The organism is Oculatella sp. LEGE 06141, assembly GCF_015207605.1.
Lineage (GTDB): Bacteria > Cyanobacteriota > Cyanobacteriia > Elainellales > Elainellaceae > Oculatella.
On the sequence record NZ_JADEWO010000012.1, the window covers coordinates 33,700 to 45,664 of the forward strand.

An 11,965-nucleotide genomic window follows, 5' to 3' on the forward strand; every position below is an offset into this window, starting at 1 on the left:
ATATGCTGTTAGGATCATCTGCATCTCACCCTAAATAAGCTTGTAACCAGATGGATACTTTAGTTCCCCTGGTCAACTCGTTGGCATTGGCCATCCTCCTGCTTGGCGTGATTGTTGGGCTTTTTCTGGCTCCCTGGCAAATCTTGCTGCTACTGCTGCTGTTGGGGCTATTGCTAGCCAGGCGGCTCATGCCGTCAAGTTCTGCGCTGGTTGAAAACGCCGCCCCAGACGGCTCAAGCCGCAGCGAACCGATCGCCCAATCGCCCCAGCCGTCTGCTTCCCCGCAGGTATCGGTCGAGCGACCGCCAGCACCATCACAACCCACCTCATCGGTGAGCATGATGGTGTATCGGGGCGCTCGCTATCGGTTGCCCCAAAAATCCGAGGCGATCGTTGAGGCACCTACAGTAGAAAGAACCGGAAAATACCGGGGTAGCGTTTGTAAGATTGCCAGCCGTCAACCGCACCCTTCGGCTGAACCGCATGAGCTAAACTAGCCCCCTTACACAAGCAGACTGGCATGATGGCGAATGTGGTCTTCCACAAACGTTGAGATGAAGTAGTAGCTATGGTCGTACCCTTGCTGCATTCGCAACGTGAGCAATTGACCTGTTTGTTCACAGGCTTGCTTAAACACCCCCGGTAACAGTTGCTTTTCCAAAAACGAATCGGCTGTTCCCTGATCAATCAAGATGGGATGGGGAAGCTTTCGCAGCTTAACCAGTTCACTGGCATCATAATTGCGCCACTGCTGGATATCGTTGCCTAAATAGTTGGTAAATGCTTTCTGTCCCCACGGACATTGCATTGGTGCCGCGATTGGCGAAAAAGCAGATACACTGCGGTAGCGATCGGGATTTCGCAACGCACACACCAACGCACCGTGCCCTCCCATGGAATGCCCAAAAATGCCCTGGCGATCGCCCCTGATGCGAAAATTTCCGGCAATGAGTGCAGGCAGTTCCTCAACGACATAGCTATACATGCGGTAGTGCGATCGCCACGGTTCGGTGGTGGCATCTACATAAAATCCGGCTCCGGTACCAAAATCCCAATCGTCATCTTCACCCGGAATCCCGATATTGCGCGGGCTGGTATCTGGCACAACGAGCATTAGCCCGTATTTAGCCGCAAACTGTTGCGCTCCAGCCTTGACCATAAAATTTTCTTCCGAACAGGTTAAGCCGGAGAGAAAATACAGTACGGGGACTGGTTCAAACTTCGCTTGCGGCGGTTGATACACCGCAAACTTCATCTCGCTGTTGCAGACCACAGATGGATGACGATAGAAACCAACCATGCCACCAAAGCACATGTAACGACTAACAAGCGTTGGAGATTCAGTCATAAGGTGAATTGGCACACAGCATTGGCATTCTACCCTGTTGCCGAGCCACAGTCATGGCACATTTACTACAACATAGTTAGAAGGTAAGGACAGTACGAATTGCTTCACCGTTGTGCATCAAATCAAACGCTTCATTGATCTGCTCAATGGGCATGACATTGGTAATAAGATCGTCAATGTTAATTTTGCCGTCCATATACCAGTCCACAATTTGAGGAACATCGGTGCGCCCCCTGGCTCCACCAAAGGCTGTGCCTTTCCAGACCCGTCCGGTCACAAGCTGAAAGGGACGGGTGCTAATTTCCTGACCCGCCCCTGCCACGCCAATGATGATGCTTTCACCCCAACCCTTATGGCAGCACTCCAGGGCTTGCCGCATTACATTGACATTACCAATGCATTCAAAGCTATAGTCTGCACCCCCATTGGTGAGTTCCACCAGGTGAGCCACCAGGTCGCCCTCGACTTCCTTTGGGTTGACGAAATGGGTCATACCGAGCTTTTCCGCCAGCGATCGCTTCGCCGGGTTCAAATCTACGCCCACAATCATATTGGCTCCCACCATCCGCGCCCCTTGAATCACATTCAAGCCAATGCCGCCCAACCCAAACACCACCACATTGGCTCCTGGCTCTACTTTGGCGGTGTTTACCACCGCACCCACGCCTGTAGTCACACCGCAGCCGATATAGCAGACCTTATCAAAGGGCGCATCTTCACGAATTTTGGCCAGGGCAATTTCAGGCAACACCGTGTAGTTAGCAAAGGTTGAGGTGCCCATGTAATGATGAACCATTCTGCCATTGACCGAGAACCGACTGGTGCCATCGGGCATGAGTCCTCGTCCCTGAGTGGAGCGAATCGCCTGACACAAATTGGTTTTACGGCTGAGGCAATAGTCGCAGTTGCGGCATTCTGGCGTGTAGAGCGGGATAACATGATCGCCCGGTTTCAACGAGTTAACGTTAGCTCCAACTTCGACAACAACACCTGCCCCCTCATGTCCCAAAATGGTGGGAAACAGCCCTTCTGGGTCGGAACCCGACAGCGTAAACGCATCGGTATGACAAACGCCCGTTGCTTTGATTTCAACTAAGACCTCACCCTCTTTAGGCCCTTCAAGCTGCACCGTTTCGATACTCAACGGTTTGCCCGCTTCAAAGGCAACTGCGGCTTTGACATCCATAACCTGTCTCCTATGATCAGTCGTTCAGCAATCGGCCAAGACACTGACTATCCCATATTTTTAAGGGATCTCGCTTAGTTTTAACGTTGGCTTTAGGCGAGAATCGCCTCATTATGGTTGGGCTGTGTGCCTGAACCGTGCAGCGATGCGGCTATTTATGAGCTGAGCAGGAAAGCCGAGGAGGAGTAGCGCTTTATGACCATTTGCAGCAGTTGGAACTGTCCTCTGCAAAAAGGTGGTTTTCTCCACTGTAAAAATGTGGTTTTAGTAATAAAGATTGACATTTTGAAATGCTATTTAAACCTTCTATCAGACCAGTATGGAAAACCGCTTGAAGCAGAACACCCTCTGTCTTCCAACTCAGCTAGCGTATGGGGTTGGGGATCTTGGCCCATCGATGGCTGGCAACATTTTAATGATCTTCTTCTTCTTTTTTCTAACCACTGTTGCAGGCTTGCCGCCCAGTCTGGCAGGGTTGATTCTGCTCTTGAGCAATGGTTGGAGCGCCATTAGCACTCTGTTTATTGGTGTTTTGAGCGATCGCACCCAGAGCCGCTGGGGACGGCGACGGGTTTGGATGTTCTGGAGTGCGCCCGTTTTAGCCATTACTTTTTTGTTGCTCTGGTGGGTACCCCCATCCGAGCAATGGATTCGGTTTACGTATTATCTAATTGTGGCGTTGCTGTTTCAAACGGCTGGAAACGCATTCACCATTCCCTATGGAGCCTTAGTCACTGAACTGACCGACAACCATGACGACCATATTCGTTTAAATAGCGCTCGATTTAGCTTTTCGTTGGGTGGCTGTATTGCGTCGCTGCTATTAGCCCAAGGACTGACCTATTGGGTACCGCAACCGCAGCAACAACTGCTGGATCTGGGACTGTTTTGTTCTCTGGTTACGATCGCTTCAATCATCTGGTGCTGCTGGGGAACAGAAGAGAGAGCCAACCAGGCCACTCCCCCCATTAACATCAACCTGCGCGATTTTCTGGATCTGCTGCGAAATCAACCCCTGCGGTTCCTGGTGGGAATTTATGCCCTGGCCTGGTTAGCGGTACAAATTACCCCTGCCATCTTGCCTTACTTCATTGTGAATTGCTTAGAACTGGATTCGTCCCACATTTCCAAATTGATGCTGGTGATCCAAGGTACTGCCCTGGCCTCATTATTTCTTTGGGAACAGGTCAGTCGGCAGGTAGGCAAAAAGCTGGTGTATTGGGCCGGGGTTACGTTTTGGGTACTGGCACAGTTGGCCTTGTTTCAGGTCAATTCAAACAGCATTGCTTTGGTTTACGGGCTGGCGATCGTTATTGGTTTTGGTATGGCAACTGCTTACCTGGTGCCCATCTCGATGCTGCCTGAAGTGGTGGATTTAGATGAGCTGGAAACCGGGCATCGGCGGGAAGGTTTGGTCTATAGCATTCTGGTATTTTTGCAAAAGGTGACCCTGGCACTGGGGCTGTTTGGTGTTGGGCAGTTCCTTAGCTGGTCAGGATTTCAAGAAGCGGTTCCCGGCCCCATCCAACTGGTGCAGGCGGATTCTGCTCTGCTGGCGATTCGCCTGATGACGGTTGCGTTGCCCGTTTTTGCGTTGCTTGGCAGTTTGGTGTTGACCTATTTCTATCCAATTACGCAGGAAATTTATCAAGACACAGCGGTTCAGCTTCAGCAGCGTCGAGTGGCCGCTTACAACGCTGGGTTTGAGTAGATGTAAGCCCTACCGATTGCCTTAAAGAGGATGCTTTAAACGGTGTTGATGCCACTTGAATCTTTATTCTGCACGATCGCCCAACAGGATCTATTTTCTAGCGAATCTATCTCTGGGTAGACGGTTTAATGCTTCGCCAGCCCGTAAGATTCGATTCAGCTTTGGGGAGAATCTGTCTTCATTGCGCTTTTGTCAAAATCCATACAACCTCACACTAAGTTCGTGGGAGAAATTTTTATGAAATTGGTTCTGTCTGCTCTAAAAAAGGCTCTGTATAAAGGAATCTATGTAGGGGCGCTAGTCGCGTTACTCAATATTGGCGGTTGGTTAGCGATCGCAACTCCTGCTAGCTATGCGGCATCAACCACCGTTCAAGATCAGGAATCTGTTGAGAGCCGTGAACAGGCGTACGAAGAAGCAAAATCGATCGTCAACGATCCAAAAGGAATTGAGCGGGAATACGAGAAAAACAAGGATGCGTACTTGAAAGAGCATCCGGAAGAGGGCGGAGTGATTGAAGAAGCAAAGCAAGCGGTTGAACGCATCACTGGCAACGACTAAAACCCTTCGCTTGCGTCTTGAACTAATCTTGAGCCATTCTGGGTGTTGCAAACGCCCTTTTTTTGTGGCTCATTTTAGTTAGGCTAACCCAGACTTGAATGCCTCCCCCTTGCAACGGGAAGCCTTGGTCGAGCAGCGGCTACATTGTCTCTGTCAACGTTGAAGAGATTGCACTCACTGAAGCGGATGTTGGGGTAAGCAAAGAATAAAACCCGGTACAGGTACCGGGATTTCTTGAAGTGAGGAGTATATATCTCTCACAGTAAAGAGGTGATGTGACGCAGATGTGACGAACGATTTTAGCTTGGATGTCGCTTCTGGGTGGGCAAACGCAAAATGCCGTGAAAATAGGAAAGCCCGACAGTTACCTGTCAGGCTTTCTTGGTTCTGTATAAGGGGTTCGGTATAGAAGTGGGATAGGGGTTGCTGTCCACGATTTAAATATAACCCGACCCATTTGAGATTAGGCTAAGCAGCAGTAAAGCAACCATGAGATGACTGTAAAGTTTGCTCAGTTGTTCCAACCCCTTGCCCTGAACGCGATCGCTCCTTTTGTTGCCATCAAAATTGGGCGCTTACGCTCTAACGTCCTCCACATTTTCTCCATAAACCGTAGTTATGCTGAGAAGTAATCACACCTGTATCTGTGTGCCACCGCGAAGCGTTTGCCCCCACGTCATCGACGGGGGGCTTTTTGTCGCCAGAGCGTGCCATTACATTCTGGCCATTACATTCTGGCCATTACATTCTGGTGAGAGGCGACCGAGCCGTGGTAGACCGCGATCGCCGTTTTGCGAAGACCAGAAACCCAATGGCCAGCGCTCCCATACCGACGACATTACCCGGTTCGGGCACGGCGACCGCATTGAGTGGGTTGTTGGGTTGAGTTAATTCATCGTTTCCACTTTCAATTTCACGGTTGAAGCGATCGCTACTGGCTTCTGCTTGTTTGAGTAACTCGCGCTGGCGATCGTTAACCAGCACCAGCATGGATGAATAGGGGGTGACGATTTCGGTGGATTTGGCGATCGCGTGGACTTGATCCAACGTTTCGAGTTGCGTCATGTCCTGTTCACGGCTCCATTTGAGAATGAGTTGCCGCGCGGCTAGTGGTGTGAAGTCGCCCTCTGAGGCATTCACTGGCTGCGGAGACGTCTGCACCACTTCTAAGGCGACTGGCAGAGAAGACGTGAGTTCAGGAGGAGTGGACACCATCCAGGCATAACCATCCGTGATGCTGGCGATCGACTCACCCAGGCTCGCTTGAGTTGCTAATTGTTGCAGCACTGTTGCTACGTCTGTTGCCACGCCTCCTTGCGTCTGATGAATCAGTTCCAGGGTGGCATCATCATAAGCGGCAGGGAAGGTGCCACCGAGATGAACTGTCCATAGGGGTGCCGTGAGAGCGGGTAGCTTTTCGGCCTCGTTGGGTTTGGATAACTCGTAGCTGCCCTGGTCGGTCACCAGTAAAACGGCATCGTAGGACGTGTTGCCTTGCAGGCGGGCAAACTGATGCAGCAGGTCTGGAAGTTGCAGCGTACCGTAAAACACCGTTTGGGTTGGATTAAATTGGTGCCATTCATCAATCCGTTTGGGTTGAGCGCCAGCCGATGCGGTGAGATAGAAGTCCACATCGTTATTGGAGGCGTGCTGCTTGAGCCATTGAACCGTTTTAACTAGCTCGCGCCGATGACTAGCCATGCTGCGCGAACCGTCTACAATTAACGCCAGTCGTTTAGCCTTGGGCATCATGTAATCTTGCGATCGCAGCGGTTTGGCAACGACCTGGTAGCCCTCAGGCAGTAGCACCGTGTGGGTTTGAGCGGCAGTGTGGTGCTGAACTGGCAAAGTTGGCTCCAACCACTCCGTTTTGGCTAATTGAACAGTACGACCATTGCGCTGGTGAAGCGTATCCTTTGTCCAAAAGATGTTGCGCTTTTCGCTTAGGTTGGGCAGCGTCCATCCGTTGGCTTGAGCCATAACGTTATAGGTCATCCACAGATGCAAATTTCCTGGTTTTTCAGTCGATTCTCGTGCCGGGATGGGAAAGACTCGCAGTCGATATTGGCGCGGCCCAACCTGCTCTAGCAGTGCCGGATCTTCTGCCATAAAGGTATTGCTGCGTTCTACCTCGTCGTTGTAAACCTGCTGGGCTGCTCCCCTGGGAGACACGACAAAGGGAAAGCGATTGCTGCGATCGGGGCTATCTCCTAACCACAATCCAGTGATAACGGCACTCTCTGGTAAGGAGAAGTAATAGAAGATTTCTTGATCTTGATTGGTTGGATTTTGGTAGTGTTCATACAGTTCAATTTCTGCCCAATCGCCATGCTCTTGCACAGTGACTTTCTGTTGGGCTAACCACACAACCTCCTGGTTGATGTTGAGCAATCCGGCTTGAACGGCATCGCGTTCCACGGTGGATTGCAGGGCGTGCTGAATCGCCGATCGCTCTGCCCGTTGAATCGGCGCATCAAAAAATTCAGCATAGAGGGATGCCGCTTTCTCGCTATCACTCCGGGAACCGTTGTAAAGAAAGGGCGAGATCCAATGATTGTGAAAGTCTTGCCAGAACTGAGCCTGTGGCTCAGCCATTGAAAATACGCTACGGTACATTTCCCTGAGCTGGTTGCTCTCTTCCCAGGAACCGATATAACGGTAGGACGAGAGGTAGGCATTGAGTAGACCCTCACGAATAGTATGGGTGTTAGCCAGCAATGCTTGTCGGCTGGCATCGGTTTGGGCGGGCGGTTCGAGTAAGGCAAACGCTTTGATTTGGGGCTGCTGCTGTAGCGCAACAAAAATGAGAAACCAGGCGATCGCCACTCCACCAGTGGCGGCTCCTGCTCTCATATGCCCCCGCCGTGTGCCAAACGCAGAAGCAACTCGCCACCAGGAGCGGGTATACAACGTCACCATGACTAGCGGCATAGCAAAAAACAGCGTGCAGCTAAAGCTAGCCAGCAAAAATGAAACGCCACTCCACCACATGGTGGTAAACGGTTGAGTCGTGAATAGATACCCCAATTCGATTGCCCAACGAAATTGAAAGAAGTGATAGACAAACGTCCAGAGAGCAGGCACAACATAAAACGTGAGCAATACGCTGACATACACCCCCATGATTAGCATCAGGCTATGGCTGATGAGTTGGAGCCATGCCAGCACTGGACGACGAGATGCATCGCCCCACAACAGCTCAACGCCAAAGATAAAGATACAGAAAACGAAGGTTCCTAAAATTTGAATACTGGCTGGCGTCATTTCTCGAATCAGGAACAGCCGCAGCAAGCAGAGCACGAACAATGGTGCTTCAACGCCATAGAATAAGCGCATCAACAATACAGGGTGTCGTCTGAGTTTTAGCCCGCCAACGATAGTAGAGAGGGTCGGTACACCGATCAATCCCGCCAAACTCACGACAAATGTAACCGGAATCTCACCCGCTACAATTGCTGCAAACAGCATGGAACCTAGACCTGGTAAAAAGCCTACATACACGGTGATCAAAAATATTAGGTTCCACAGCCAGAAAATGCTGCCATAGAGAAACGAGAAAAGTTTTTTCATGACGATTGAAGGTGAGAGTACGTTGTAGACATCGCAACGTCATAGAGCGGGGAATTCGGTCTGAGCGCTCCGTTGCCGCCCAAGGAGGAGATTGATTCGGCAGTTCGAGTAGCGTTACCGCACTGTTAAAATATGCCTTTCATATTCCGCATTTCTCGGTGGACACTGAGGCTGATTTGAACGGCATCATTCAGCAGACGGCTGTAGTCATCTGCATTATTGTTCACCTCAAATGCCATCAAAGCCGTCAAGTTTTGCTCAAGCTTTACGACGATTTCATGGCGATGGTTGTTCATTTCCTGGTGTAATCGCAGCAGTTTTTCGACCTGTAGCGCATTCATTAAGCTGGTCTGGGTGAGTTGCAATGCCTCGATCGCCTCTTGCCGATTCGGTAATGAATGATCTCCACCCGACCCTGAATCAGCCAGCTTGAGCTGATCGAGTAAATCAATGGCTCGAATGACATCATTGAACTTATCGATCTCAATCATCAGTCGTGCCAATGCTTTCATCTGACGCGCCCGACTCCAAAGATAGCCCGTCCACGCCAACAGTAACAGCCATGAAAGACCAACGAGTGTTAACACGAGATGTGCGATCGCCACTGGTTCTTCTGGCAGCCGTCCTGCATTGCCAATGAGTACCAGACTAATGGGTAAGACAAAAATTAAGATGAGCCCTAACAGAAAGAACTGGGTCAACACCAATGAAAGGAGCGGTTTGATTTGTCTTAGCCCGATCGCCTGATACATTGCGATCGCCAGACTGTCCTTGAAATCTAAGGCAATGACGGCTTCCAGCTTGGCTGGATCAATGTGTAACTTGGCTAAATCAGGTTGCATTGGCATGGAATGGAAATGTGATTCTGATGGATGCGATCGCGGCTGACAGGATAGTGAAACACACGATCAAGATAGTCCCAGCGCTTCACCAATGGACTTCAGGACGTTGAGGTAGAAATTGCTTTCCAGGTTGCGAAAGAGGGCAAAGGGTTCTCCTGGCGCGCCAAAAAAGGGGCGAAGTGTCCAGCCAAGCTGGCTTCCAACCAGGCCATACAAAACTAACCAGGCTTTGACGATTTTGGAACGATTCGGGTTTCCTACATCCTGGCTGGCAACATACATGATGCCCCGGTAGAAGAAATTGATCCCAATCATACCGGTGAGGGTGAAGATCAGGACATTGACCAGTTTGAAAAACAGATAATCATTGACGGATAGATGGAAGAATAGCGTCACTGGCGCAAAGGCAAATAGCATAATGCTAATGACCGAGGTAGACGCCAGCAACAGCGCCAAGTATTGACCAAACGTGCGGTTGGAGCCTGCTACCACATCAAAGAAGTAGAGGGTCGGCAGACAAATTAGCAGTGTAATTAAATAGAGAGCCGGAAGTTTAATAGCAGAGGCCAAAATTTGCGGCCAACTGCTGGATGCGCCAATGATGCCACCATACAACGCCAAAAATGAGGAACTACAGATTAAGAGTGAAATAACTTTGGTTTCAATGTGAATACCTTTGTATACCTCATCTAGAAACCGTTGGCGATCGCGCAAAAAGCTCATCATGATAACAAAGTGATTCATGGAGACGATCCTCGTGATGTAGCGACTGTGGGTTCACGTTTCTTTCGGCTCAGAGCTATTGAATTTTGGGGCAGGCTGATTCAACTTCACGAAAACTTCATAGATAGGCGCAGGTTATCGTTTCCAGAATCATCACGACTATCAATGCCGTGTGCAAGATGGGGTTAATCACGTCATTATTTTCTAATCGGTATTAGGATTGGTGTGATGCGATCGCCCTTGTTTTTAACCCATCGGTATGAACGACCGGGATGAACAGCTCCGCCATCTGATTGAAACCGTCCAGCAGCATTCCCCTGGTAGCCTGTTGTGGCGCAAGGCAATGAATCGGCTGCTGCTCGACATTCAGCAGTTGCCAGGATTGGCGCGATCGGCTCATCCCGATTATGGTGAAGCGCTCAATGATGTGCTGATGCGGCTGGGTGATGAAATTCGTGATTTTGAACCCCGACAGCCTTCTTTAGAAAAAAGTCTCACGGCCTGGATCAACCTGAAGCTGCGGCTTAAGTATGAAGTGCGCGATCTTTACACCGCATCGAGTCGAGCTGAACCTGCCTCCGATCGCCCCACCGCCAAAGCCGAATTTCGCCACCAGAGCCAGAAGGCTCCCTTATCCCTGGATGCACCCATGAGTGCAGACGGCGGCAGCTTTGCGGCTCAACTGCCATCTACCAGCCCCTGCACCCTATGGGAATTGGATGAGGCGATTCAGCAAGCTCAGGCGCAACAGCAGCGTACCCGAATTGGGATGCAGCTACAGCACTATATCAATGACGACCCAGAGGGACGTTTGCGATCGTGCCATCCTCAAGCCCATCCAGATTGCCATTGCCAGATGTTGAGCCAACGGATGCTGTTGCAGCAACCGCCCGATCGCCTTGCGGCGATCGCCCGCGAATTCAACATTAATTACCACACGCTGAACTGGCACTGGAAAAATCGAGGATTACCGCTGCTGCAAACCATTGCCAAAAAAATGGGCTATTTGTCCGATAGAACAATGAACTCATAGCGTTAGCCGATATCTATTATCTATGTACTCATCGATCGCTCCGACCCTCACCGTACCGCTCAACGCCGATGCCCACCAGCAGGCGCGCCAGTTTGCGGCAGAACAAGCCGACTCCACCACAGGCAAGCGGGTTTATCTCAACACATTGGCGGTGTGGGCGGTGCATCGCTATCTCACCTGGATGCAAATTGATACGGATCTGGCGCAGAGCCATAGCTGGAATGTGGGGTTGAATGCCCTGTTTCAGGCCACGGATCTGGTGTTGCCGCAACTCGGTAGATTGGAGTGTTGCCCGGTTTTACCGGGTGATGTGGCCGTGGCGATCGCCCCAACTCCATTGCCAGACGTAATTGGCTATATGGCTGTGCAGTTGAACGATCGCCTTGATCAGGTGCAGCTACTGGGTTTTGTCTCGGCAACCGTGGATGACGCTACAGAACAATTGCCCTTAGAACGGTTTCAACCATTAGATGCCTTGTTCGATCGCCTGGATACGCTTGCCGCCGCTCAGCCATCCCCGCTCATTCGCCTGGGGCAATGGTTGCAGCATCAGTTTGGCTGCGGTTGGCAGGCGGTAGAGGAGTTGATTGTCTCACCCACGCCACGCCTTGCTTTTCGTCGCACTGCGGTGCGTCGCGCCAGATCGATCTCGCTACAAGAGGGCGATCGCCTCTATGCCCTTGCGTTGGTCGTAACGTTAGTTCCCGACGAATCGGATGCATTGGTTATCCATTTACAGCTTTGCCCCCTTGCAGAAAAAACTGGCCTACCGGCTCAACTTAAATTACAAGTGTTGACCGAAACTGGAGATGTTTTTGGTGAAGTAATAGCCAGGGATGCCGACACGTTCATTCAGTACGAATTGACAGGTCAGCCTGACGAACACTTTGGCATCCATATCACGCTAGGCGAAACCCAGTTTTGCGAGCGGTTTATGGTGTAATCTCATCCAAAAAAATCAACTCTAAAATCCAAAATCGGTACAGCGCGC

At 50.7% G+C, this 11,965-nt stretch carries 10 protein-coding genes; 5 read left to right on the top strand and 5 right to left on the bottom strand.

What is annotated here, in order from left to right:
- The first annotated feature begins 50 nt into the window (after positions 1–50).
- Positions 51–497, top strand: coding sequence for a DUF4278 domain-containing protein (locus IQ268_RS10950; protein WP_193878416.1), 447 nt, complete (start codon positions 51–53; stop codon positions 495–497).
- Positions 498–502: 5 nt separating this feature from the next.
- Here IQ268_RS10950 and fghA read toward each other — a convergent pair whose 3' ends face one another.
- Both fghA and IQ268_RS10960 read right to left on the bottom strand, forming a co-directional pair.
- Entirely contained in the window at positions 503–1,348 is an 846-nt protein-coding gene (gene fghA / locus IQ268_RS10955; protein WP_193878418.1) for an S-formylglutathione hydrolase, read from the bottom strand.
- A gap of 76 nt (positions 1,349–1,424) precedes the next feature.
- Positions 1,425–2,534 (bottom strand): S-(hydroxymethyl)glutathione dehydrogenase/class III alcohol dehydrogenase, encoded by a 1,110-nt coding sequence (locus IQ268_RS10960; RefSeq protein WP_193878420.1) that lies wholly within the window; start codon positions 2,532–2,534, stop codon positions 1,425–1,427.
- A 319-nt stretch (positions 2,535–2,853) separates the two neighbouring features.
- Here IQ268_RS10960 and IQ268_RS10965 point away from each other — a divergent pair, with 319 nt between their 5' ends.
- Both IQ268_RS10965 and IQ268_RS10970 read left to right on the top strand, forming a co-directional pair.
- Positions 2,854–4,245 (top strand): MFS transporter, encoded by a 1,392-nt coding sequence (locus IQ268_RS10965; RefSeq protein WP_193878422.1) that lies wholly within the window; start codon positions 2,854–2,856, stop codon positions 4,243–4,245.
- A gap of 237 nt (positions 4,246–4,482) precedes the next feature.
- Positions 4,483–4,806 carry a hypothetical protein gene (locus IQ268_RS10970; protein ID WP_193878424.1) on the top strand — a complete coding sequence of 108 codons (324 nt, stop codon included), beginning with the start codon at positions 4,483–4,485 and terminating at the stop codon, positions 4,804–4,806.
- Between the two features lie 741 nt (positions 4,807–5,547).
- Here the strand turns inward: IQ268_RS10970 and IQ268_RS10975 are convergent.
- From IQ268_RS10975 to IQ268_RS10985, 3 genes are all read right to left on the bottom strand, one after another.
- Positions 5,548–8,376 carry a TIGR02921 family PEP-CTERM protein gene (locus IQ268_RS10975; RefSeq protein ID WP_193878426.1) on the bottom strand — a complete coding sequence of 943 codons (2,829 nt, stop codon included), beginning with the start codon at positions 8,374–8,376 and terminating at the stop codon, positions 5,548–5,550.
- A gap of 125 nt (positions 8,377–8,501) precedes the next feature.
- A complete protein-coding gene (locus IQ268_RS10980; protein ID WP_193878428.1) occupies positions 8,502–9,224 on the bottom strand; it encodes a hypothetical protein in 723 nt (240 codons plus the stop codon).
- Positions 9,225–9,284: 60 nt separating this feature from the next.
- The gene (locus tag IQ268_RS10985; RefSeq protein ID WP_193878430.1) at positions 9,285–9,962 is read right to left on the bottom strand and encodes an actin-binding WH2 domain-containing protein; all 678 of its coding nucleotides are present in this window, start codon (positions 9,960–9,962) and stop codon (positions 9,285–9,287) included.
- A gap of 238 nt (positions 9,963–10,200) precedes the next feature.
- Between IQ268_RS10985 and IQ268_RS10990 the strand changes: the two genes are divergently transcribed.
- A complete protein-coding gene (locus IQ268_RS10990; RefSeq protein ID WP_193878432.1) occupies positions 10,201–10,974 on the top strand; it encodes a hypothetical protein in 774 nt (257 codons plus the stop codon).
- Positions 10,975–10,996: 22 nt separating this feature from the next.
- Complete coding sequence (locus IQ268_RS10995; RefSeq protein ID WP_193878434.1) at positions 10,997–11,917, top strand: DUF1822 family protein; 921 nt, start codon at positions 10,997–10,999, stop codon at positions 11,915–11,917.
- The last annotated feature ends 48 nt before the right edge of the window (positions 11,918–11,965 follow it).